Annotated in this window: 9 protein-coding genes and 1 other annotated feature; of the genes, 1 reads left to right on the top strand and 8 read right to left on the bottom strand. The window is 45.7% G+C overall.

Annotated features, from left to right (window positions below; translation table 11 throughout):
• Positions 1 to 86: 86 nt before the first annotated feature.
• The 5 genes from K4I03_RS00135 to trpX all read right to left on the bottom strand — a co-directional run bounded on the left by K4I03_RS00135 (position 87) and on the right by trpX (position 6,246).
• A complete protein-coding gene (locus K4I03_RS00135; RefSeq protein ID WP_227963297.1) occupies positions 87 to 479 on the bottom strand; it encodes a YbgA family protein in 393 nt (130 codons plus the stop codon).
• Between the two features lie 184 nt (positions 480 to 663).
• Positions 664 to 3,069, bottom strand: coding sequence for a phenylalanine--tRNA ligase subunit beta (gene pheT / locus K4I03_RS00130; protein WP_227963296.1), 2,406 nt, complete (start codon positions 3,067 to 3,069; stop codon positions 664 to 666).
• A gap of 246 nt (positions 3,070 to 3,315) precedes the next feature.
• Positions 3,316 to 3,825, bottom strand: a complete 510-nt coding sequence (locus K4I03_RS00125) for a GNAT family N-acetyltransferase (protein WP_227963295.1) — start codon at positions 3,823 to 3,825, stop codon at positions 3,316 to 3,318.
• Positions 3,826 to 3,870: 45 nt separating this feature from the next.
• Positions 3,871 to 4,920, bottom strand: coding sequence for a phenylalanine--tRNA ligase subunit alpha (gene pheS / locus K4I03_RS00120; RefSeq protein WP_002904274.1), 1,050 nt, complete (start codon positions 4,918 to 4,920; stop codon positions 3,871 to 3,873).
• 318 nt (positions 4,921 to 5,238) lie between these two features.
• Positions 5,239 to 6,246 carry a tryptophan ABC transporter substrate-binding protein gene (gene trpX, locus K4I03_RS00115; RefSeq protein ID WP_227963294.1) on the bottom strand — a complete coding sequence of 336 codons (1,008 nt, stop codon included), beginning with the start codon at positions 6,244 to 6,246 and terminating at the stop codon, positions 5,239 to 5,241.
• 125 nt (positions 6,247 to 6,371) lie between these two features.
• Positions 6,372 to 6,606: a binding site (T-box leader), on the bottom strand.
• A 171-nt stretch (positions 6,607 to 6,777) separates the two neighbouring features.
• On the opposite strand from trpX, the gene fbpA reads away from it, so the two are divergent.
• The gene (gene fbpA, locus K4I03_RS00110) at positions 6,778 to 8,427 is read left to right on the top strand and encodes an Rqc2 family fibronectin-binding protein FbpA (RefSeq protein WP_227963293.1); all 1,650 of its coding nucleotides are present in this window, start codon (positions 6,778 to 6,780) and stop codon (positions 8,425 to 8,427) included.
• A gap of 187 nt (positions 8,428 to 8,614) precedes the next feature.
• On the opposite strand, the gene K4I03_RS00105 is transcribed toward fbpA, so the two are convergent.
• From K4I03_RS00105 to K4I03_RS00095, 3 genes are all read right to left on the bottom strand, one after another.
• Entirely contained in the window at positions 8,615 to 16,927 is an 8,313-nt protein-coding gene (locus K4I03_RS00105; RefSeq protein WP_227963292.1) for a CshA/CshB family fibrillar adhesin-related protein, read from the bottom strand.
• Between the two features lie 345 nt (positions 16,928 to 17,272).
• Complete coding sequence (locus tag K4I03_RS00100; RefSeq protein WP_227963291.1) at positions 17,273 to 23,476, bottom strand: CshA/CshB family fibrillar adhesin-related protein; 6,204 nt, start codon at positions 23,474 to 23,476, stop codon at positions 17,273 to 17,275.
• 204 nt (positions 23,477 to 23,680) lie between these two features.
• The coding region (locus tag K4I03_RS00095) for an LPXTG cell wall anchor domain-containing protein (RefSeq protein ID WP_227963290.1) at positions 23,681 to 26,205 on the bottom strand (2,525 nt) is incomplete at its 5' end.

The following is a 26,205-nucleotide window of genomic DNA, read 5'->3' as shown; positions in this document are numbered from 1 at the left end:
CAATTGTGGTCTCTTTGATAATAGCTAGCATTATCCTCAAAGCTTCTAGAGGAACAATTTTACGATTCTTCCCCAATTCCAGAACTTCATGCCTCATTCCCAAATATCAAGGTCGACTGCTGCAGATAAGGGTTGGGATACTTGACTAGCAGGTTCCTTACAACTCTTACCAAGTCTTTCTGCTCAGCCTGACCGGATTGGTAACGAAGCAAAAGATGCATAAAATCTTCTTTTTCAATCGTACTGGCTTTTTTCTTAAAATAGCCCCAAACATGCTGAAAGGCATTGCTGACCTGACCGCGATTTTCAGGCAGGGCTACCGCCTGGTCAATCAAGCCTTGAACATGTGCCGCTTCCACCGAGTCACTTTTCAGGTATTGGCGGATTCCCAGATAGACCTTACTGGAATGACTGAGAACCAGATACTTATTTCTAGCCCAAAGATTCTGACATTGGGATATTTGGTTTGAATTTTCCATGATTACTTTTCCTATTGATTTTCAATTTCGAATACTCCTCGTTTCGTCTGCATCATTGCTCGCAACCCAGTAATAACCTTGCCAAGACAGAAAGCTAAGCGAAACTGCAAATCAACTATGATTTGAATAGGTTTTCGAAGAGTATTAATCAAAATCCCCAATCACATGACTGGGGAATCGTTCATTAACGTACCTCTGCTCCGAGTTTTTCGGTCAGGGATTTTTCGATTTTTTCCATGTATTTAGCCACTTCTTCGTCAGTCAGGCTGGCTTCTGGATTTTGGAAAGTCAGGCTGTAGGCCATGGATTTGAGGCCGACACCCAGCTTGTCCCCAGAGAAGATATCAAAGAGCTTAATATCTGTCAAGCGCTTAACACCAGCAGCTTGGATTGCATCAAGGACCTCTTGGTGAGTGATTTCTGCCTTGAGCAAAAGGGCCACATCACGGCTGACAGCTGGGAATTTGGTGATTTCTGTAAATGGCTGGGCTGGCTGAAGCTGCTCTTCAATAGCAGACAAGTTGAGTTCAGCCACATAAGTTTCAGGAATATCGTAAGCCTTGGCTGTCGCAGGATGGACTTGACCGACAAAGCCGACAGGCTGGCCATTGATAGAGATTAAAGCAGTCCGACCAGGATGCAAACTCTTAATCTGGCTGCTAGCCGCGTATTCAGCTGTCAAGCCCAACTTAGCAAAGAGTGCTTCCACTACACCCTTAGCATAGAAGAAATCAACTGCTACTGGCTTGGTCTGGAAGTCTTTTTCGTTAACCAGACCTGTCAAAGCAAAGGCAAAGCTATTGATTTCATTTGGCAGGTCTTCCTTAGGATTGCCAGTCTGCTCAAAGATTTTTCCAATCTCATAGAGAGATAGGTTCTTATTTTTACGAGCCACATTGTAGGCTAGGGAGTCCAAAATCCCAGAAACCATGTTCTGACGAAGAACAGAGCGCTCCACTGTCATCGGCCACATGAGCTCAGTCAAGTTGCTAGGATTGAGAGTGAACTCAACCGCCTTTTCTGGCGTCGTCAAAGCGTAGGTGATGATTTCTGTCAGCCCAGCTCCCTCTGCTAAAGTCCGCACTTGTCGGCGCAGTTGTTGCGTTGCAGTCAATTCACCAGCAGTTCCGTCATCTTTTGGCAGGCTAGCTGGCAATTTGTCATAGCCGTAAATGCGGGCAATTTCTTCATAGAGGTCTGCTTCGATTGAAATATCCCAGCGACGGCGAGGCACGCTGACAGTGAACTGTTCAGCATTTCCTGACAAGCCAAAGCCAAGTCTGCGGAAGACATCCACAATATCTGTATAAAGCAAGTCTGTTCCCAAAACTCGGTTGACATCCGCGAGACTAGACACCACTTCAACATCACTAGTGTCTAAGCTACCAGCGGATACGATACCAGCCTGAACGGTTGCACCTGCCAAGTCCGCAATCATGCTTGCTGCCGCATCCATCGCCTCATTAACAGTTGCCACATTGATGCCCTTTTCAAAGCGGGAAGATGATTCTGAGCGCAGGTTAAGGCGACCGCTAGTCTTGCGGATTGATTTTCCATCAAAAACAGCCGCCTCCAGAACAACACGAGTGGACTTACCGGAAATTTCAGTCGCTGCTCCGCCCATGACACCAGCCAAAGCCACTGGCTTATCTGCCACAGTAATAACTAGGTCGCTGACTTCCAGCTCGCGCTCTTCGCCATCCAGCGTCACCAGCTTTTCACCAGCACGCGCTTCCCGCACGACAATCTGGTCACCCTCAAATGTATCCAGATCAAAGGCATGCATAGGCTGACCAAAGTAGAGCAGGATGTAGTTGGTCACGTCCACTACATTGTTAATGGGACGGATTCCTTCGTTCATGAGGAGATTTTGCAGCCACTGAGGACTTGGGGCAATAGTGACATTTTCCAAGATACGAGCTGCGTAGTAAGGGGCTTTCTCGGTTTCAAGAGCCACTGATAGCCTGTCACCTGCTTGCTTTTCATTTTCCACCAGCGGAAAATCTTTAAAATGTACTGACTTGTCATAGATGGCAGCCACTTCATGAGCCACCCCACGCATAGACAGAGCATCTGCCCGATTTGGTGTGATGGAAAGCTCGATAATCTCATCGTCCAAGTCCAGATAAGAGAAGACTTCCTCACCTAGCACTGCTTCTTCAGGCAGGATTTGAATGCCATCCGAAAATTCCTTTGGCACGACAGAATCAGAAATGCCCAACTCACCAAGAGAACAGATCATACCCAGTGACTCCAAGCCTCGGATTTTCCCTTTTTTAATCTTATAATTGTCGGCAATGCGAGCACCTGGCAAAGCCACCATAACCTTGATGCCTGCGCGAACATTTGGAGCACCACAGACAATCTGACGGTTCTCCTCTTCTCCGACATTGACTTGACAGACATGCAGGTGGGTATCAGGAACATCCTCACATGATACCACCTCACCAACAACAATTTTAGACAGGCCAGCAGCTGGTGATGTTACACCTTCCACTTCAATTCCTGTCGTTGACATTTTCTCAGCCAGCTCAGCGCTCGCCACATCAATGTCTACTAACTCTTTTAACCACTTATAACTTACTAGCATATTTAAGATACCAAGGGCGTCAAAAACGACTGAAAAATAGGAGATTTGCTAAGCATTCGATGAATGGTCACAAATCTATCTTTTTTCCGAGTTTTTAGCCCGGGTTCAATTCCTTTCTCTATTCTATCGCTGAGGAACTTGACCAACCAAATTTTAGGGATTTGTCTGAAATCCTGATTTCATAAGCAAATCATCTAAATTTCGAGCTTTTAGGTCGTACCATTTCCTATCTTTAAATTTTCTTGTTTATTTCAATTTCTTGCGCAGCAGCCAGTCTGTGTCCACCGTCTCACCAGTGATATAGTCGTGCTGGCTAAATTTTTCAAAGCCGTATTTGAAGTAAAAATCTTGAGCTCTAAAATTCTTTTCCCAGACGCCCAGCCAGACCCAGTCAAAGCCTCGTTTCTCGGCTTCTTCTAAGGCAAATTCAAACATTTCCTTGCCCAAACCTTGACCATGATAGACTTTCAAGACATAGATTCGCTGAACCTCAAAGGCCTGTGGCAGTTCCTGCTCCGTTTGAGCTTGTCCCCAGTTAAACTTGAGAAAACCAGCAATTTCGCTGTCTTTGACAACAAAATAAGTCTCTGACTCAGGATCTGCCAGTTCCTTTTCGATAGTTGCAAGCGACAGCTCATTGTCAAAATAATGAGCCATATCAGCTTCCTTGATAAATGGACCAAAGGTTTCTTGATAGGTCGCGACTTCCAACTCCCGAAGGAGGCTCGCTTCTTCTCTTTTTACTCTGACTAGCATACTGCACTCCTTTCTCAGAAAAGCTGCATCTATGAATACAGGTTTCTACTTAAACTGCTGAGAAAAACGAATATCTCCTTGGTAGAAGCCACGAATATCGTTGATACCGTAGCGAAGCATAGCTACCCGCTCTTGACCAAGACCAAAGGCAAATCCAGAGTATTTCTCTGCATCAATACCGCTCATTTCCAGCACGCGCGGATGCACCATACCAGCTCCCATAATTTCAATCCAGCCGGTCTTCTTGCAGACATTACAGCCAGCACCGCCACACTTAAAGCAGGAAACATCCACTTCAACAGAAGGCTCTGTGAATGGGAAGTATGACGGACGCAGACGGATACTGCGGTCTTGGCCGAACATCTTCTGGACAATCAGTTGCAGCGTTCCTTGCAGGTTGGCCATGGAAATATTTTCTCCAACCACCAGGCCTTCAATCTGATGAAATTGGTGGGAGTGAGTCGCATCATCGGTATCCCGACGGAAAACGCGCCCCGGTGAGATCATCTTGAGTGGCCCTTTAGAAAAGTCATGAGCGTCCATAGCTCGCGCCTGCACCGGACTGGTGTGGGTTCTGAGCAGGATCTCCTCTGTAATGTAGAAAGTGTCCTGCATATCCCGAGCCGGGTGGTCCTTAGGCAGATTCATCCGCTCAAAGTTGTAATAATCCTTCTCCACTTCAAAGCCGTCCACAACCTGATAGCCCATCCCGATGAAAATATCTTCGATTTCCTCGCTAGTTTGGCTGAGAATATGTCGGTTCCCTACCGGAATTTGACGACCGGGCAGGGTCACATCCAAGGATTCTTCAGCCAGTTTCAGAGCTACTAATTGCTCTTCCATCTCTTGTGCAGTCTTTTCAAAGGCTGCTGTCAGAATGTCACGCGCTTCATTGACATGCTTCCCGATAATCGGCCGCATTTCAGCTGAGATATCTTTCATCCCTTTCAGGACTTCAGTCAGCGAACCTTTCTTACCTAAGACAGCTACACGCAAGTCTTGCAGTTCCTTTTGATTCTCCGCCTTGAGCTGCTTGAGAGAAGCTAGAGTCTCTTCACGCAAACTTTTTAGTTGTTCTTCAATCGTTTTCGTCATTTTCCCTCCAAAATAAAAAGCGCGCCAATCTCCATAAGCGGAGCGTTGACACGCGGTACCATCCGTTTTTTATCTGGCAAGCCAGACCTTACTTATCAATCCTTGAGCAAGTGAATTCACCTAGCTTTCATCTAGAGAGCTTTCAGTCGATGGCTCCCCTCCCTGTTAAACTTCCCCTAGGTTACTGGTCTTGCGGATTGCTATTCAGTTATATTTCATTCTAACAGATTTCTAAACATTTCGCAAGCTCAGTTAAAGAATTTACAAAAAGAGACTATCGAGAAAAAGAAGCCTGTCAAGCAACAGACTTCCTTCTTTCTATTTAATAACCTGACCTGCTTCTTTGAGGACATCTTCTGGTACTGTAATGCCAAGTTCTTTGGCATTTTTTGTATTAATGACAGATTTACCTGTATCGAAAATATCTACTGCAGTGTCAGCAGGTTTAGCACCTTTAAGGACTTTAGCTGCCATTTTACCAGTCGCAACACCTAGGTCATACTGGTCTACAACGACAGAGGCAAGGCCTCCTTCTTCAACCATGGCTGTCGCACTTGGATAAATTGGTTTCTTAGTTTCTTTATTGCTGGATACAACTGTCGCAAAAGCTGACGCAATGGTATTGTCAATTGGAATCCAGATAGCGTCAACCTTGCCTGTCATGACATTCATGGTTGAAGCAATTTCATTGGTCGAAGGAACAGAGTATTCCTCTACCTTGTAGCCTGCCTCTTCAGCCAATTTTTTGAATTCTTCTACCTGAGCTTTGGAGTTGTCTTCGCTGCTAGAATATAGCGCACCGATAGTCTTAACATCTGGAGTCAACTTTTTAATCAGCTCTAACTGTTGCTTAGCTGGATTGCGGTCAGAGACACCAGTGATATTGCCCCCGGGCTTGTCCAGATTTTTCACTAGGTTTGCTCCGACCGGATCTGTGATAGCTCCCATGACAATAGGCTTGTCCTTAGTAGCTGCAGCCAGTCCTTGTGCAGACGGAGTCGCAATCCCAATCAGCACATCATTGTCATTGGACACCAGCTGCTTGCTCATAGTAGAAACCTTACTCTGATCGCCCTCAGCATTCATAAAGTCAATCTTAATCTTGTCGCCCTTATAACCTTCCTCAGCCAGACCATCCTGGATTCCTTTGTAAATCAAATCCAGTGAAGGGTGGCTGACATACTGCAGCACGCCGACCTTGACTGTCTGACTATCACTACTAGTCTTAGTAGTATTGCCTTTACTGTTCAGGCTGGAATAGACTATCCCACCGATTGCCAAAACGGCCAGAAGGCCTAAGATAGTGATTAATCGTTTGTTTTTCATGTTCTTTCCCCATTTCTATGTTTTATATTTTTTCTGTTTAATCCCTAGGGACGCCATCGTTTAAACATAGGCAATTCTCCTTGTTTTTTATAATAAGCAACAAAAAACCTCACACAGGTACTCTGTGTGAGGGCGTAAATCGCGGTGCCACCTCAATTATGGAAAATAACTAATATTCCCCATATCTCTGTCTTGTCATCAAACAAGCTGCACTGTAAGGTGTGCCTACCGAATTCTTATTGTTTCAAATTCATTTTATCAATTAGCCCAATTTCGTAAAGATTTGCTGCTCATTTCCACCAACCACAAGCTCGCTAAAAACAAATACATCTACTACTTTTCTAATTTCCTATATTTTAAGTTTTTCCTGAAAGGATGTCAAGACCTTTTTGAAAATTTTTATAAAATGTTCGGATTTGGTTTATAGAGGCAGTTATAGGAAAAAATTAAATTGCTTTTTGACGAGACTTTAGAAGCTTTTAGCTTGGTTTTTTGTTATAATTTTCTTTAGCAACTTTCAAGGAGAAAAACATGTCTTTCGACGGATTTTTTTTACACCACATGACAGAGGAGCTCCGCCGCGAATTGCTGGGCGGCCGTATTCAGAAGATTAATCAGCCCTTTGAACAGGAGCTGGTTTTACAGATTCGCAGCAACCGCCAAAGCCACAAGCTGCTACTATCAGCCCACTCGGTCTTTGGGCGCGTCCAGCTGACAGATACCACGTTTGAAAATCCAGCTGTTCCCAATACCTTTATCATGGTGATGCGCAAATACCTGCAGGGCGCTGTTATTGAAGCAATCCAGCAGGTGGAGAATGACCGGATTTTGGAAATCAGCGTCTCCAATAAGAACGAAATCGGCGATAGCGTGGCTGTGACTCTGGTCATCGAAATCATGGGCAAGCACAGCAATATCATTCTCTTGGACAAGGCTAGCGGTAAGATTATTGAGGCCATCAAACATGTCGGATTTTCACAAAATAGCTATCGAACGATCCTGCCTGGCTCAACCTATGTCGCACCGCCTCAGACAGGCAGTCTCAATCCTTTCGCTGTGGGTGATGAAAAGCTCTTTGAAATCTTACATACTGAAGACTTAGAGCCCAAACGCCTGCAGCAGATTTTTCAGGGATTGGGCCGAGATACGGCTACTGAGCTCAGTGGCCGTCTGACAGCTGACAAGCTCAAAACTTTCCGTGCATTTTTTGCCAGTCCAACTCAGCCAAGCCTGACCGAAAAATCCTTCTCTGCTCTGCTATTTTCCGACAGCAAGACCCAAATGTCCACGCTATCCGAGCTTTTGGACACTTTCTATAAGGACAAGGCTGAGCGAGATCGAGTCAACCAGCAGGCTAGCGAACTGATTCGTCGAGTAGAAAATGAGTTGGAAAAGAACCGAAAAAAGCTGGTTAAGCAAGAGGAAGAACTTCTAGCAACGGAGAATGCAGAGGAATTCCGTCAAAAAGGGGAGCTCTTAACTACCTTTCTCCATCAGGTACCTAACGATCAGGACCAGGTTGAGTTGGATAATTACTATACAGGTGAGAAGATTATCATCTCGCTTGACAAGGCCCTGACTCCCAACCAAAATGCCCAGCGCTATTTCAAACGTTACCAGAAGCTCAAGGAAGCCGTCAAACACCTGACCAGCTTGATTGAGGAGACACGGACTACGATTCTCTACCTAGAGAGCGTGGAAACAGCCCTTTCTCAGGCCATCCTGACTGAAATTGCAGAAATTCGGGAGGAACTAATCCAGACTGGCTTTATCCGCCGACGCCAAAGAGAGAAAATCCACAAAAGACAGAAACCGGAGAAATATTTGGCAACAGATGGCCAAACTATTATCCTAGTTGGACGCAATAATCTACAAAATGACGAGCTGACGTTTAAGATGGCCAAGAAGGACGAGCTTTGGTTTCACGCCAAGGATATTCCAGGTAGTCATGTGGTCATCACAGGCAATCTTCAGCCCAGCGATGAAGTCAAGACAGACGCTGCCGAGTTAGCAGCCTATTTTTCCAAAGCTAGACTCTCCAATCTGGTCCAAGTAGATATGATTGAGACTAGAAAGCTCAACAAACCAACCGGTGGAAAGCCAGGATTTGTCACCTATACGGGCCAGAAAACCCTGCGCGTCACACCGGATGAAGAGAAAATTAAAAGCATGAAGATATAAAGTTACCCTCTTTAACTATCAAACTGACTTAGGAGCAGGACAGTCATTAGCCAGCTGAAGCTTTCGATTCTTTCTATTAATTCCAACAATTTTTTGTTAAAAAAAACAGGTAGAACATAAGTTCTACCTATTTTTGAGCTTTTCCGAAATTCTTCTAGTTTATTAACGGAATTTCTTCAAGCCTATGTTAGTCTTCAGACTTTTTCTTTCTCTTCTCTAAGCCCATCAGTCCCAAACCTGATACTCCCGCAAGCAAGCTTGCAGCTAAGTATGAGGTTTCTTCTGTACCTGTCTTAGGAAGGGATTTTGCACCCTCACTCTTAGAAAGTGATGGAGGGGCAGGCGTAATCGTCCGCTCTGGCTGAACAGGATTTTCTGTCACAGTCGGAACGTAAACTGCTGAAATCATCTGACCGTTGCGGTCTTTGCGAATCACTGTCACACCGTCAGCTTGGCCGACAAAGCCAGTTTCCGGTACAAAGGTCACTGTGCCATCTGGCGCAATCGTGTAAGTACCTTGACCTGGAACAACCTTTTCAGTACTGCCATCCTCGAAAGTTGGAGGAACGGTTGGATCTACGTCGCCTTCAAAGATTGGTTTACCAGTTTGAGGCTGGCCTTTGAGACCGGTGCTACCGGTATCTTCTGTGGCCGTGCTTCCCAAAACAGTTGGGGTATAGGTTGCCGTCACGGCATTGCCATAAATATCTGAACGTTTCACGACAACTCCGCGAGCAGTTCCGACAAAGTCGGCTTCCGGCACAAAGGTCACTGCCCCTAGCATAGTGAACCGATAAGTTCCTTCTCCTGGGACAACCATTTCGGTGCTGCCGTCCGCAAAGGTCGGTGCTACTGCATGGTCAATCGCCCCTTCAAAAGTCGGCGTGCCTGTTTGAGCTTGGCCCTTGCGGCCACTGGATACACTGTCCTTGCTAGTTGATGGTGCAACCACGGTTGGAACATAGCGAGCTGTAACTGAAGTGCCATTCTTATCACGACGAATAAGAGTCACACCGCTTCCCTGACCAAGGAAATCAGCTTCTGGAGTGAAGGTGACTGTCCCATCTGACGTGATGGTATAAGTCCCCTCACCCGGAATAGTCTTTTCCTTGCTTCCGTCTTCGAAGGTTGGTGCAATCGTCTCATCAATTGGCACCAATGGATTACCTGACTCAAATACAGGTTTGCCTGTTTGAACATGACCTTTGATATTCGTAGAGGTCGCATCTTTACCAGTTGGAGTAACCTTGGCAAACTCTGGACTGTAGGTAGCTGTTACTGGAGTGCCATTTTTATCGACACGTTTTACAGTCACTGAATCTGGTTTGCCTACAAACTGCTTGTCTGGAGTAAAGGTCACTGCTCCATCTGGAGTAATGGTGTATGTTCCCTGACCTGGAATGGTCTTTTCCTTGCTGCCATCGTCGAAGCTTGGCACAACTGAGTCATCAATTGGAACCAGTGGATCACCACCTGCAAAGGTCGGTGTGCCGGTTTGTGGAACACCTTGTGGACCGGTGCTGGTTGTATTGGTGCTAGTAGGAATCACTTCTTTCACTACCGCTTGGTACTTGACGGTTACTGGAGTGCCATTGGCATCGGTACGAGTCAATTCAAGTTCCGGTATCTCACCCTTAAACTGCTTGTCTGGAGTGAAAGTCACCTTACCGTCCGCATCAACTTCAAACTTACCAACATTCGGTACTTCTTTGACAGAAGAACCATTGTCAAATAACGGAGTCGAACCAGCAGGGAATGGAACAGAGTTGTGCCCTGGAGTGAAGCTTACTTTGCCTTCTTGAACTTGGCCTTGCAAGCCTTCTGTCTTAGTGCCAGTACCAGTTGGAGTTACTTTCGTAAATTCTGGACTGTAAGTCGCAGTCACTTCCGTGCCGTTCTTATCTACACGTTTCACAGTGACTGGATCTGGTTTACCAACATATTGTTTTTCAGGTGTGAAAGTCACTACGCCATCTGGTGCAATGGTGTAAGTTCCTTGACCTGGAATCTTTTTCTCCTTGCTGCCATCTTCGAAAGTTGGCTCTACTGATTCATCAATTGGAACTAGTGGATCACCACCCGCAAACGTTGGAGTACCGGTTTGTGGAACACCTTGAGGACCAGTGCTAGTCGCATTGGTGCCAGTTGGAATCACTTCTTTCACTGCTGCTTGATATTTGACGGTTACTGGAGTTCCATTCGCATCAGTCCGAGTCAATTCCAGTTCTGGCGTTTCCCCCTTGAATTGCTTGTCTGGTGTGAAAGTTACCTTACCGTCTGCGTCCACTTCGAACTTACCGACATTTAGCACTTCTTTAACTGCTGAACCATTATCAAACAGTGGAGTTGAGCCCGCTGGGAATGGAACGGAATCATGGCCTGGAGTGAAGATAACATGACCTTCTTGAACCTGACCTTGCAAGCCTTCTGTCTTATCACCAGTACCAGTTGGAGTTACTTTAGTGAACTCTGGACTGTATGTTGCAGTTACTGGCGTGCCATTCTTATCGACGCGTTTTATAGAGATTGGATTCGGTTTACCTACAAATTGCTTGTCTGGCGTGAAAGTCACTGCGCCATCTGGAGCAATCGTGTATGTTCCTTGACCTGGAATAGTCTTCTCCTTACTTCCATCTCCGAAAGTTGGCTCAACTGTTTCATCAATTGGAACTAGTGGATTACCACCCACAAAGGTTGGAATGCCAGTTTGAGGGACACCTTGAGGACCTGTGCTAGTCGCATTGGTGCTGATTGGAGTTACCTTGGTAACGGTCGGAGTATAAGTAGCAGTAACTTCAGTACCATTCTTATCCACACGTTTCACAGTGACTGGTGTTGGTGTACCAATATACTGTTTCTCTGGAGTAAAGGTGACAGAACCATCTGAGTTGATAGTGTATTCCCCTACTCCCTGAACAGTCTTCTTAGACTGACCGTCTTCGAAGGTCATTGGAGAATCCATATCAATTGGAACAGCAGATTCGTCAGGAGTGAAAGTAGGCGTCCCCTTTTGTGGTTGACCTTGAATGCCAGTCGATTCAGCATTGGTGCCAGTTGGGGTTACTTTGGTAACTTCTGGGGTATAAGTAGCAGTTATTTCTGTGCCATTAGCATCGACTCGTTTAACCCTAATAGGTGTCGCCTTGCCAGTGAATTGCTTATCCGGAGTGAAGGTAATGGAACCATCTGAATTAATGGTATAAGTTCCTTGATTAGCCACTACCAAAGTATCAGTTCCATCTTCGAAAGTCATTGGTTTGGTCATATCGATTGGAACCGCTTGGTCACCTGGACTGAAAGTTGGCTTGCCACTTTGCGGTTGACCTTGAAGGCCGGTTGATTCAGCATTGGTGCTGGTAGGCGTTACCCGTATTACCGTTGGCGTATAGGTGGCAGTCACTTCCGTTCCGTTTTTATCTACACGTTTAACAGTAACTGAAGCTGGAGTCCCCACATACTGTTTGTCTGGCTTGAAGGTGATAGTACCATCTGAGTTGATGGTATATTCTCCTACTCCTTGAACCGTCTTCTTAGGTTGACCATCTTCAAATGTCATTGGAGAATCCATATCAATCGGAACAAGTGGATCACCACCTTGGAAGCTCGGGCTACCTATTTGCGGAACCCCCTGAGGACCTGTGCTAGTCGCGTCAGTTCCTCTTGGAACCACTTCTTTCACAACTGCTTGGTACTTGACGGTTACTGGAGTGCCATTAGCATCGGTGCGAGTCAATTCAAGTTCTGGTGTTTCCCCCTTAAACTGCTTGAGTGGGGTAAAGGTAACCTTACCATCAGAGTCCACTTCAAACTTACCGACATTCTGTACTTCTTTCACTGTTGAATGGTTATCAAACAATGGAGTCGAACCAACAGGGAATGGAACAGAGTCGTGCCCTGGTGTGAAGGTCACTTTACCTTCTTGAACTTGACCTTGCAGGCCTTCTGTCTTGTTTCCAACACCAGTTGGCTTTACAGCTGTCACTGTTGCTTGATATTTTGCCTTAGCAAGGGTACCGTTGACATCTGCACGGCTGACTTCAATTTCAGGTGTTTTACCTACAAATGTCTTGACCGGGGTAAAGGTAATATTGCCATCAATATCCACTTCAAACTTACCAACATTTTCAATTTCTTTCACATTGGTACCCGTGTCAAAAACTGGGGTATTGTCTGCTGAAAAACCTACTTCTGGTCTTCCAGCTTCAAAAGTAATTTTACCATTCTGAACCAATCCTTGTGGACCTTCAGTCTGATCGCCAGTTGCGTTTGGAATAACTTCTTCAACAGTAGGAGTGTAAGTGGCCGTTACTTCTGTTCCGTTTGTGTCAAATCGTTTAACCTTGACTGGGGTCGCCTTGCCAGTAAATTTCTTCTCTGGCTTAAAAGTAATGGAACCATCTGAATTAATAGTATAAGTTCCTTGATCAGCTACTACCAATGTGTCGGTACCATTTTCAAAGGTCATTGGCTTGGCCATATCAATTGGGACTGCTTGGTCACCTGGGGTAAAGATCGGCTTGCCGCTTTGTGGTTGTCCTTGCAGGCCTGTTGACTCAGCATTGGTGCTAGTTGGTGTGACCCGTGTTACCGTTGGCGTGTAAGTAGCAGTAACTTCAGTGCCATTCGTATCAACGCGTTTAACAGTCACTGGTGTTGGTGTGCCCACATATTGCTTTTCTGGAGTGAAAGTAATCGAGCCATCTGACTCAATGACATAAGTACCGACCTTGTCTACCTTCTTAGTTGTTTGATTATCTTCAAAGGTCATGGGTTGGGCCATATCAATAGGCACAGACTTGTCACCCGCAGTGAAAGTAGGTGTACCTGATTGTGGTAGACCTTGAAGACCAGTGCTAGTCGCATTGGTACCTGTAGGAACCACTTCTTTCACCACTGCTTGGTATTTGACTGTAACAGGAGTGCCATTCACATCTGCTCGAATCAATGTCAGCTCAGGAGTGGTTCCCTTAAACTGCTTGTCTGGCGTGAAAGTAACTTTACCATTCGCATCCACTTCAAATTTACCAACGTTTAGGACCTCTTTAACAGTCAAACCATTGTCAAAGAGCGGAGTTGTTTCAGCTGGAAACGGCACAGAATCATGACCTGGTGTGAAGCTAACATGGCCTTCTTGAACCTGACCTTGCAATCCTTCTGTCTTATCACCAGTACCAGTCGGAGTTACCTTGGTAACAGTTGGCGTATAGGTTGCTCTTACTTCTGTGCCATTTTCGTCAACTCGTTTAACCGTCACCGCGGCTGGGGTTCCCACATATTTCTTATCTGGAGTAAAGGTAATAGAACCATCTGAATTGATGGTGTATTCTCCCACGCCCACAACAATCTTCTTAAGTTGATCATCGTCAAAGGTCATTTGCTTATTATAGTCAATTGGGACCGCTGGGTCGCCTTCCTTGAAGACCGGCGTTCCTGTTTGTGGCACCCCTTGAGGACCTGATGAAATAGCGGATGTGCTGGTTGGTGTGACCTTGGTCACGTTAGGTATATAGGTTGCAGTCACTTCGGTGCCATTGGTATCAACACGTTTGACCGTCACTGGTGTCGCCTTGCCAGTGAATTGCTTAAGCGGCTTGAAGGTAATGGTATCATCTGAATTGATAGTATAAGTTCCTTCATTGGCTACTTCCAAGGTGTCCGACCCATTTTCAAAAGTCATGGCTTTGCTCATGTCAATTGGGATTTGTTGGTCACCTGCAGTGAAAGTTGGCTTACCACTTTGTGCTTGGCCTTGAAGACCAGTTGATTCAGCATTGGTACTTCTTGGCGTTACTTGGATTACCTTAGGTTGATAACGTGCTCGGTGTGCTTTACCGTCGGTATCACTGACTTGAACTACCACTGAGTCTGGCGTGCCATAAAAAGTCTTGATAGGCTTGAAGGTCACTTGGCCGGTATTTGGATCCAATTCATAGGTTCCCACTTGCTGGCCATTGGCCATGGCAGGCACCGTATTTTCTGTTACCAGTCGTCCATTTGCATCCACAAAGCTAGCCGGACGAGTAGCTTCTGGCATGACAGGGGTCGTATTCGCATCATCATCATTAAAGACTAGCGTTTTATTTTGTTCCAGTCCCTGAAGACCACTTGATTCGTAGTTTGGAATCTTACGGACTGTTGGCACATAACGGCCGTCCATGTTATTCAACTGATCATTTTTATTAGGGTCAGAAGCATCCGTTGAAGTCCAACCAGTCGAGGTGCCATTGCTGTCAGTCCAACGAATATTAATTCCGTCAGCAGTTCCAGAAAAGGCAGCATTTGGTGTGAAGGCAACTTGCACGTCATTGTCCTTGACGGTCAAGCGATAGGTCCCTTCTGGACGAATATAGTTGCCATCAACGGCTGTCAGAACTTGGCCTTGCTTATCCAAAACCTGAGGCGCTTGGGTGCTCATAACTGCATTGATACTGTCGTCTGAGCGATCCGTTCCTTTAGGTGTGAAGTGAAGGACAGCAGTTTGAGTCTCACCTGTAAAGCCGTCCGTAGTCTGCTTCTCCCCCTTAGGAGGATAAATGCGGTGTAAGAGCATATCTTCTACTTCACCACTAAAGGCAATACCGGTTGGTTGTTCAATATCACCTTTATTAGTCGCAATTCGGAAACGCATACCCAATTTCTCCACTTGACCGCCACTAATATTTGGGTTGGCATTGAAGGTCAAGGTATAGTCACCAGCAGCTGTAATCTCTTGTAGGTTGCTACCTTCGCTTTCATTAAAGACTCCATCATTATTGAAGTCTATCCAGGCCTTGACATAAGATTTAGCATTGCCATTTGGGTTAGCTTTGATTTTAATCGTATATGTCCCATTTTTTGCTTTGTCTAAATCAAGCAAATCATTAGAAGTACTTAATTGATCGTCCGCTAGTAATTGGCTGGCCCCCTCGTCCTTGTGTTCCTTTTTATCATCCAGAACCCAATTATTAGCTGTATCAACATCAATGTCTGCTGGAGTAGTCCCTAAGTAAGGCTGATTAATTAGCTTACCAGTCACCGAATCACGTCCTGAAATGGTATGGAAGGCTTCGCCATAAGTCGCTGGCGCATCACTTCCATCCACCACTAAAAATCCCATCATCATAGCCTGTTGCCCAGATGATGCTACATAAAATCCTACTTCAGAAGCTCCTCGTGTCATCACCACAGGAACCGTCCGTTCGTTAGAACGGTTTGGTCCAAAGACCTGAGTCCCCAGACCACCTGTCACAGTATCCGGACTGAGGTACTTATACCAGTCTACGCTTGTATCTCTTAAGATTAAGAGACCTCTTCTTTTTACATTTTCATCATCCAACATTTGCTTGGTAATAACCGTGTAGGCTTCTTTGGCAGTACTCTTATTCTTCCATTCACCGAGATATTCCCATCCTTCTCCGTTAGTAGTGAAGATAGCAAATTCACCTGGGTTGGCATCTTCACCATCGGCCATAACCACCGTAGGGGCCACGCGCTTACCGAGATAGGTTGCCTCAATATTGAATTTCACTCCCCAGTTGGTAGAGTTCTCTGGATAGACAAGCTGCGTCTTTCGTCCTTGCGTATTAAAACCTTGATCGCGGATAGAAGTCCATTGGTTTTGGATTGCCCCCGTCACAGTAGGAGGTATCTTCCCATATTGTGGAGCAGACTTTAAGTATCCATTCTGAGCATTTGGGTCATAAGTATTTGCTGTCGGTGTTCCTTCAACCCGTTTTCTATAAGTTTCAGTCGAGTTAAAAGGTTTAAGCTCAGTGACCGTCAGGGTTACTTCATAGCCAGGTGAAATTTCCTTCTTGAAGGTCGTTCCTACTTGGAGTCCACCTCGTGAATCCAATCCTTTCCAACTTGCAGTATCCGAAAAATCAAGCCAAGTAATCTGTTTGGCTAATTGGGTACTATCTTTCTTGACAGATTCCTCCAAGCTTGGTTTAGGTACTCGTGGCGTAGAGGTAGCATCATCTGCCCCAGCTGGTCCTGTACCTATCGTAACTCCTGTTGTTATGCTGTTCTGTTGTCCAGTAGGTGTAGCATCCCGTCTCACACGACGAGAGCGATTAGGCTGAGATACATCTGCTATTGCTTCTGACTTTTCAGCCACGATAGCCGCGTTAGATGTTTCTGGGTGAACAGTGATTGGCTGAGTATTCTCAACTGGTTTAGTTGCTGTAGATTCAGTAGATTCTTCAACTTTCTCAGGCTCTGAGCTTCTTAGACTAGGATTATCATCTGATTGAGGGGTCTCAGTAGCAAAAGCAAGTGCTGAACTTTCTTTTGCATGTAAATGTTCAGAAGCCACAGTTTCAGCAGAATTCACTGATGATTCGGCTATTCCTGTTTGCGAAACTTCGTTTTGGGCACCAGAATCACTAACTTCATCAGCACTAACTTGTGCCGCTGCTCCCAAAAGAAGCAGGGTTGACAAGAGCACAGAACAAACACCGACGTTTAGTTTTCGAATCGAAAACTTACGCAGGTGAGGATTGAATAAATCTTTTCCCATAATAATCTCCTAAATAATCATCTAGTTACAATAGTTTTATTATACAACATTCCATTTTAGTTAGCTATATATATAACTATAATTATATAAAAAATTTTTAAAAAAATTGACACAAAGCATTTTATAGTCTATTTTTAAAAACAAAAGAAAAAATAGATCGTAGAAAAATACCTATAAATTAAATAAATCTGGGAGTTTTTCAAATTCTACTTTAATCTTTAACATTTTAGAAATGCCATTATTATGAAGTTTTTAAGAGTTTTTCTCTTTGGGCATAAAGAAAAAAGATTCACTAATGAATCTTTCCTCTTTTAATTCAGGAGTTAAAACTTAAGTTCTCTCCTCTTAATCTTCAGACTTTTTCTTTCTCTTGTCTAAGCCAATCAGTCCCAAACCTGATACTCCCGCAAGTAAGCTTGCAGCCAAGTATGAGGTTTCTTCTGTACCAGTCTTAGGAAGGGATTTTGCACCCTCACTCTTAGAAAGAGACGGTGGTGCAGGCGTAATCGTCCGCTCTGGCTGAACAGGATCTTCTGTCACAGTCGGAACGTAAACCGCTGAAATCGTCTGGCCATTGCGGTCTTTGCGAATCACTGTCACGCCGTCAGCTTGACCGACAAAGCCAGTTTCTGGTACAAAGGTCACTGTGCCATCTGGCGCAATCGTGTAAGTTCCTTGGCCTGGAACAACCTTTTCAGTACTGCCATCCTCGAAAGTTGGCGGAACAGTTGGATCCACGTCTCCTTCAAAGATTGGTTTACCAGTCTGAGGCTGGCCTTTGAGACCCGTGCTGCTGGTATCTTCTGTATCAGTGCTTCCCAAAACAGTTGGGGTATAGGTAGCCGTCACGGCATTGCCATAAATATCTGAACGCTTCACGACAACTCCGCGAGCAGTTCCGACAAAGTCGGCTTCTGGCACGAAAGTCACTGCCCCCAGCATAGTGAACCGATAAGTTCCTTCGCCTGGGACAACCATTTCGGTGCTGCCATCCGCAAAGGTCGGAGCTACTGCCTGGTCAATCGCCCCTTCAAAGATTGGCGTGCCTGTTTGAGCTTGACCCTTGCGACCGCTGGACACACTGTCCTGACTGGTCGATGGTGCAACCACGGTCGGAACATAGCGAGCCGTCACTGAGGTGCCATTCTTATCACGACGGACAAGGGTCACACCGCTTCCCTGACCAAGGAAATCAGCTTTTGGAGTGAAAGTGACTGTACCGTCTGGTGAGATAGTGTACGTTCCTTGACCTGGAATGGTCTTTTCCTTACTTCCGTCTTCGAAGCTTGGTTCAACGGTTTCATCAATTGGAACCAATGGATCACCTGCTTCAAAGACAGGCTTGCCAGTCTGAACATGGCCCTTGATATTTGTAGAGGAAGCATCTTTACCAGTTGGAGTTACCTTGGCAAACTCTGGACTATAGGTAGCCGTTACTGGAGTTCCGTTCTTATCCACACGTTTCACAGTGATTGGATCTGGTTTACCTACAAACTGCTTGTCTGGGGTGAAGGTCACTGCCCCATCTGGAGCAATGGTGTAAGTTCCCTGACCTGGAATGGTCTTTTCTTTACTTCCATCTGCGAAGGTAGGCTCTACTGAGTCATCAATTGGAACCAGTGGATCACCACCTTGGAAAGTTGGAGTACCTGTTTGTGGAACACCCTGAGGACCAGTGCTGGTCGCATTGGTAGCTGTAGGAATCACTTCTTTCACTACCGCTTGGTACTTGACTGTAACAGCGGTGCCATTGGCATCCGTACGAGTCAATTCGAGTTCTGGTGTTTCACCCTTGAATTGTTTGTCAGGTGTGAAGGTCACCTTACCATCTGCATCCACTTCGAACTTACCGACATTCGGTACTTCTTTGACAGAAGAACCATTGTCAAATAACGGAGTCGAACCAGCCGGGAATGGAACAGAGTCATGGCCTGGGGTGAAGGTGACTTTTCCTTCTTGAACCTGACCCTGCAGGCCTTCTGTCTTCTCACCAGTTCCTGTAGGAATCACTTTCGTAAACTCTGGACTGTAGGTCGCTGTCACTGGTGTGCCGTTCTTGTCAACACGTTTCACAATTACTGAATCTGGCTTACCTACAAACTGCTTGTCTGGCGTGAAAGTCACTGCGCCATCTGGAGTGATGGTGTAAGTGCCCTGGCCTGGAATCTTCTTCTCCTTACTTCCATCTTCGAAAGTTGGCTCTACTGAGCCATCAATTGGAACCAGTGGATCGCCGCCTGCGAAGGTCGGTGTGCCAGTTTGAGGGACACCTTGAGGACCGGTGCTTGTTGCATTGGTGCTGGTTGGCGTAACCTTAGTAAACTCTGGACTGTAAGTCGCAGTCACTGGTGTGCCGTTCTTGTCCACTCGCTTAACTGTTACTGGATCCGGTGTCCCAACAAATTGCTTCTCTGGCGTGAAGGTCACTACGCCATCCGGAGTAATGGTATAAGTTCCCTGACCTGGAATAGTCTTCTTCTTGCTTCCATCTTCGAAGCTTGGTGCAACGGTTTCATCGATTGGAACCAGTGGATTACCACTCGCAAAGGTTGGCGTGCCGGTTTGTGGAACACCTTGAGGACCTGTGCTCGTTGCATTGGTACCTGTAGGAACCACTTTCGTAAACTCTGGACTGTAGGTTGCAGTTACAGGCGTACCGTTCTTATCAACACGTTTTACAGTGATTGGGTCAGGTTTGCCTACAAACTGCTTGTCTGGCGTAAAGGTCACTGCCCCAGCTGGAGCAATGGTGTAAGTGCCTTGACCTAGAATCACTTTTTCCTTATTACCATCTGCGAAGATAGGCTCTACTGTTTCATCAATCGGAACTAGTGGGTCACCGCCTGTGAAGGTTGGGGTACCAGTTTGAGGAAGACCTTGGGGGCCAGTGCTAGTCGCATTAGTACCTACCGGTGTAACCTTAGTAACGGTTGGAGTGTAGGTAGCTGTCACTTCCGTGCCATTCTTATCCACACGTTTTACTGTGACTGGTGTTGGTGTCCCAACATACTGTTTCTCAGGAGTAAAGGTGATAGAACCATCTGAGTTAATAGTGTATACCCCCACTCCCTGAACAGTCTTCTTAGGCTGACCATCTTCGAAAGTCATTGGAGAATCCATGTCAATTGGAACAGCTGTGTCGCCAGGAGTGAAAGTAGGCGTACCTGTTTGTGGGATACCTTGAGGACCTGTGCTAGTCGCATCGGTGCTAGTTGGCATTACTTGAGTCACTGTAGGTTGGTAAACCGCTTCTGCTGTAGAACCATTCTTATCCCTTACACGAAGATGTGCAGGAGTAGGCGTTCCGTAAAAATCAGGAGCAGGTTGGAAGCTAATATCTCCATTAGCTTGAACAGTGTAAATTCCTTGTAGCTTGCCACTTGCGTCGCTAACTGCCAAGGTATTACCCTGTTGAACCTGCCCATCCACAACGAATTGTGGTCCTGCTGGGTTTAATGGGACTGTTTGTGTTTGGTTATTAACAGTTGCTTGACCTGGAGTAAAGTTAAGCTGGCTAGTTTGAAGTTGTCCTTGAAGCCCAACAGTCTGTGTATCTTGACCTGTTGGAGTTGCGGCCTTAACTTCAGCTTGATAAGCAGCGGTTACTTCAGTCCCGTTCATATCAACACGTTTAACGGATTCAGCGCTTGGACGGCCAGTGTAACTAGGAACTGGTTGGAAGGTTACACGACCTGCGTTATCAACCATATAAGTTCCGACATTCGGAACAACCTTAGTTGTTTGACCGTTATCAAAAGTTGGAGCGACCGTCTCATTAATTGGCACACGATTATCACCTGGCACAAAAATCAAATTACCAGATTGTTCAGCACCTTGAATACCTTCAGAGCTTGCTCCTTGCGCTGTTGGAACAACACGCGTTACTGTTGGTTGATAGGTTGCACGGTGCTCTGTTCCATCGGCATCATGCAATTGTAGGTTAACAGGGTCAACTGTCCCCACAAATGACTTATTCGGAGTGAAGGTCACACGCCCAGTAGCTGGATCTAACTCAAAGGTTCCCACTTCTTGGCCTTGCGAGGTTGCCTTCGTACTTGTGCCAACAATACGATTACCATCAGCATCCAAGAAAAAGACAGGATTCGTTGCAGATGGTTGAGCAGGTGTCTTAGCAGGATTGCCATCATTAAAGACAATATCTTGCACTTGAGGCAAACCTTGTGCTTCCGTCGAACGATGTTCCGTGAAATTCAAAACAGTCGGAATATAGCGGGCATCCATATTATTCAACTTATCGTTGATAACAGGTTCTCCATTATTCTTCGCAATCCAATCTGTACTTGCACCATTAGTATCAACACGGCGGATATTAATTCCTTGAGTAGTACCGATAAAGCCAGTGCTAGGTTCAAATATCACATCCACATTTGCACCCTTGGCTGTTACTTTATATCGTCCTTCAGGAGTACTGTACCAACCGTCGCCATCTGCTGTTAATGTATTGCCAGCATTATCCAAAACAAGAGGTGCTACAGTTGTATCAATAGCTGCTTTCTTGCTTTCATCTTTTTGATCAATACCTTGAGGTGTAAACTGAAGAGTAGCTTTCTGACGCTGGCCGATTATTCCCGTACTTTCCTTCTTTTCTCCCTTCGGTGGATAGGTCAAGATGACTTCTAAGTCTTCAACTTCCCCACTAAAGGCTGTTCCCGTAGGTTTTTCAATATCTCCCTTATTCAGGGCAATACGGACCCGCATTCCCAGCTTGCTAACTTCAGGATTGGTCATCGCTGGATTATTCTTAAAATTAACAGTATAGTCACCAGCCGTTGTTACTTCAGTAAATTCGCTGGCCTCATTTTCATCAAAAACGCCATTTTGATTGAAATCAATCCAAGCACGGACATAGGCCTTGCTATTGCCATTGGCAGAGGCTTGGAGACGAACTGAGTAGTCACCATTTTGAAGACGATTAACTCGGAAAAGGTTATTTGTCTTACCAGTCAAATCTGAAGGCAAGAGCTGATCAACCCCTTCGTCTGCGTGATCAGTATTTTCATCATGCATCCAGTCATTACCCGAAGTAGTATCAATATCAGCTTCAACCCGACCCAAGAATGGCTGAGGAGTTCTTGCACCTGTATTGGCATCATAACCAGAAATAGCATGAACAGCATTTCCATAAGAAGCTGGTGCATCTCCCTCATCTACTACCATAAAACCAATCATAGCAGCTTGCTGACCAGAAGAAGCAATATAAATCCCAACTTCTGAAGCGCCACGTGTCATCACAATCGGAACAGTGTGATCTTTAGAAGTATTAGGACCAAAGACCTGAGAGCCCAAGCCTCCTGTTTTTTGATCTGGATTAGTAAAAGCAGTCCAGTCGATTACAGGTACAGTCGCATCATCCCCTATGTATTGACCATATCTGTTAGGGTTCATCGGTGCATAAGTTTCGGTAATTTCCCGACCATCTGGCCGAACGCGTTTCCATTCTGCCAAGTGTTCCCAACCTTGGCCATTGGTCGTGAAGATAGCATACTCCCCTGGGTTGGCCTCTTCTCCATCTGACATGATAACTGTTGCTTTTACAGGTTTCCCAAGGTAAGTCGCTTCTACCTTGAATTTTATTCCATAGCTAGCACCATTTTTAGGGACTAGTAATTGAGTCTTTCGACCATTGGTGTTAATCCCTTGGTCTCGGACGGCTGTCCATTGATTCTGTTCCGCTCCTATAATTTTCGGTCTAGCTGAATCTCCCTCGACTTCTTGTTTTTGAAATTCTTCTTTTACATATTTAAACCAAGTATTTTTCGCATTTGGATCATAGCTGTTTTCATACGCAGTACCCTTGACGCGGTCACGATAAATCTCTGTTGAGTGGAAGGGTTTTAATTCCGTCACTGTCAGTTTGATACGATAGCCTGGTGAAATTTCTTTTTCATAAACAGTACCAACTTTAAAGGAATCGTCCGTATCTAAGTTGCTGATGGCACTTTTATCACCAAGATCCAGCCAGTTAATCTGCTTCATCAACTCCGTAGGGTTCTTTTTTTCAGAGTCAGCCAAAGTAGGCTTTTCAATTGTGTTGTTAGGGTCACCATCTCGCAGACCAGTAGGTGCCGCATCCCGTCTTACGCGACGAGAGCGACTAGGCTGAGCAGTCTCTGCGACTGCTGCTGGTTGAGCAGGAGCTGGTTGGGTAGTCTCCTCAGACTTAACTTCTGTGGGAACACCTGCTTGTGAAGAGGCAGTTTCTGCCGCCGGCTGCTCACTTGTTGACTTGCCATCTGAATCAGGCCTTGCTGTTGATACAGCAGATGCATCTTCTACCTGAGCTGAAATAGTGGCAGGATTACTTTCCTCAGCTGGTGAATTTAGCAGCTCTGCAGTATTTACTGAGGAATCAGCTATACCTATTTCAGAAACCTCGTTTTGAGTCCCAGAAGAAACAGTCTCATCAGCGCTAACCTGCGCAGCTGCTCCCAAAAGAAGCAAGGTCGATAAGAGCACAGAACAAACACCAACGTTTAGTTTTCGAATCGAAAACTTACGCAGGTGTGGATTAAACAAATCTTTTCCCATAATAATCTCCTAAATAATCATTTAATTCCAACGGCTTTATTATACACTATTCCTTTTTACTTAGCTATATATATAACTATAATTATGGAATTTTTATTTATAAATAGACACTTTTTTAAAAATGGTCTATTTTTAAAAAAGGAAAGATCCACAAACGAATCTTTCCTCTTTTAATTTAGTATCTGAAACCTAAATTCTTAAATTTTAGTCTTCAGACTTTTTCTTTCTCTTCTCTAATCCAATCAGTCCCAAACCTGATACTCCCGCAAGTAAGCTTGCAGCTAAGTATGAGGTTTCTTCTGTACCAGTCTTAGGAAGGGATTTTGCACCCTCACTCTTAGAAAGAGACGGTGGTGCAGGCGTAATCGTCCGCTCTGGCTGAACAGGAGCTTCTGTCACAGTCGGAACATAGACTGCTGAAATCGTCTGACCATTGCGGTCTTTTCGAATCACTGTCACGCCATCAGCTTGACCGACAAAGCCCGCTTCCGGTACAAAGGTCACAGTGCCATCTGGCGCAATCGTGTAGCTACCTTGACCTGGAACAACCTTTTCGGTGCTGCCATCCTCGAAAGTTGGCGGAACGGTTGGATCCACGTCTCCTTCAAAGATAGGCTTGCCGGTCTGAGGCTGGCCTTTGAGACCCGTGCTGCTGGTATCTTCTGTATCAGTGCTTCCCAAAACAGTCGGGGTATAGGTAGCCGTCACGGCATTGCCATAAATATCGAGACGTTTCACGACGACTCCGCGAGCAGTTCCGACAAAATCAGCTTCTGGTACAAAGGTTACTGCTCCCAGCATATTGAACCGATAAGTTCCTTCTCCTGGGACAACCATTTCGGTGCTGCCATCCGCAAAGGTCGGTGCTACTGCCTGGTCAATCGCCCCTTCAAAGGTAGGCGTGCCTGTTTGAGCTTGACCCTTGCGACCGCTAGATACACTGTCCTTGCTAGTTGATGGTTCAACTACGGTCGGAATATAGCGAGCCGTCACTGAGCTGCCATTCTTATCACGACGGACAAGGGTCACACCGCTTCCTTGACCAAGGAAATCAGCTTCTGGAGTGAAGGTCACTGTACCATCTGGTGCGATAGTATAAGTTCCCTGACCTGGAATGGTCTTTTCCTTACTTCCGTCTTCAAAGGTTGGCGCAATCGTTTCATCAATTGGCACCAGTGGATCACCTGCTTCAAATACAGGGGTGCCAGTTTGAACATGGCCTTTGATATTCGTAGAGGTCGCATCTTTACCAGTTGGGACTACTGCTTTCACTATTGCTTGATATTTGACAATAACATGAGTTCCGTTAGCGTCTAAACGAATTAATCCCTGTTCTGATGTTTCGCCCTTGAATTGTTTTATTGGGGTGAAGGTCACCTTGTTATCCGCATCCACTTCGAACTTACCAACATTTGGTACTTCTTTAATATTCTTTCCGTTACCAAAGAGTGGAGTCGAACCTGCTGGGAATGGAACTAATTTATGTCCTGGCGTGAAAGTCACTTGACCTTTTTGAACCTGACCTTGCAGACCTTCTGTCTTGGTGCCAGTACCTATCGGAGTTACCTTGGTGAACTCTGGACTGTAGGTCGCAGTCACTGGTGTACCATTCTTATCTACTCGTTTCACAGAGATTGGATCTGGCTTGCCTACGAATTGCTTCTCTGGCGTGAAGGTCACAATGCCATTCGGAGTGATAGTATAAGTTCCTTGACCTGGAATGGTCTTCTGCTTGCTTCCATCTGCAAAGGTTGGCTCAACAGTCTCATCAATCGGAACTAGTGGGTCCGCACCTTTGAAAGTTGGAGTCCCTGTTTGCGGAAGACCTTGTGGGCCAGTGCTCGTCACGGTGGTGCCTGTTGGAGTTACCTCTTTCACCACCGCTTGGTACTTGACTGTAACAGGTGTTCCATTGGCATCCACACGAGTCAATTCAAGTTCTGGTGTTTCACCCTTGAATTGTTTGTCTGGAGTGAAGGTGACCTTGCCATCTGCATCCACTTCGAACTTACCGACATTCGGTACTTCTTTGACAGAAGAACCATTGTCAAATAACGGAGTCGAACCAGCCGGGAATGGAACTGAATCATGGCCTGGAGTGAAGGTGACTTGTCCTTCTTGAATTTGACCTTGCAGACCTTCTGTCTTGGCTCCAGCACCTGTTGGAGTTACCTTGGTGAACTCTGGACTGTAGGTCGCAGTCACTGGTGTGCCATTCTTATCGACACGTTTCACAGTGATTGGATCAGGTTTGCCTACAAACTGCTTGTCTGGAGTAAAGGTCACTGCACCATTTGGAGTGATGGTGTACGTTCCCTGGCCTGGAATGGTCTTTTCCTTGCTGCCATCTTCAAAGCTTGGTTCAACGGTTTCATCAATTGGAACAAGTAGTTCACCGCCCGCAAAGGTCGGGGTGCCAGTTTGAGGAAGGCCTTGTGGACCGGTGCTAGTTGCGGTAGTTCCTATTGGGGTCACTTTCTCAACAGTAGGCGTGTACTTAGCCGTCACTGGGGTACCATTCTTATCTACTCGCTTAACAACAACTGGGTCTGGTGTCCCAACAAATTGCTTGTCCGGTGTGAAAGTAACAGAACCATCTGGTGCTACTTCAAAGGTACCGACATTTGGAACTTCCTTGCGTTTGCTTCCATCATCGAAAGTCGCTGGAGTATCATTATCCAGTGGTACATTCGGGTCGCCACCGACAAAGTTTGGTTTACCCGTTTGTG

The organism is Streptococcus sanguinis (genome assembly GCF_020729725.1).
GTDB lineage: Bacteria > Bacillota > Bacilli > Lactobacillales > Streptococcaceae > Streptococcus > Streptococcus sanguinis_V.
Note: the sequence above shows the minus strand (reverse complement) of the source record. Positions and strands in the feature narration are given on the sequence as shown.

Coding starts and splice junctions, on each gene's coding strand:
- pheS (WP_002904274.1), bottom strand. CDS start 4,920: ATGACGAAAACGATTGAAGAACAACTAAAAAGTTTGCGTGAAGAGACT.
- K4I03_RS00135 (WP_227963297.1), bottom strand. CDS start 479: ATGGAAAATTCAAACCAAATATCCCAATGTCAGAATCTTTGGGCTAGA.
- K4I03_RS00125 (WP_227963295.1), bottom strand. CDS start 3,825: ATGCTAGTCAGAGTAAAAAGAGAAGAAGCGAGCCTCCTTCGGGAGTTG.
- trpX (WP_227963294.1), bottom strand. CDS start 6,246: ATGAAAAACAAACGATTAATCACTATCTTAGGCCTTCTGGCCGTTTTG.
- K4I03_RS00100 (WP_227963291.1), bottom strand. CDS start 23,476: ATGGGAAAAGATTTGTTTAATCCACACCTGCGTAAGTTTTCGATTCGA.
- fbpA (WP_227963293.1), top strand. CDS start 6,778: ATGTCTTTCGACGGATTTTTTTTACACCACATGACAGAGGAGCTCCGC.
- K4I03_RS00105 (WP_227963292.1), bottom strand. CDS start 16,927: ATGGGAAAAGATTTATTCAATCCTCACCTGCGTAAGTTTTCGATTCGA.
- pheT (WP_227963296.1), bottom strand. CDS start 3,069: ATGCTAGTAAGTTATAAGTGGTTAAAAGAGTTAGTAGACATTGATGTG.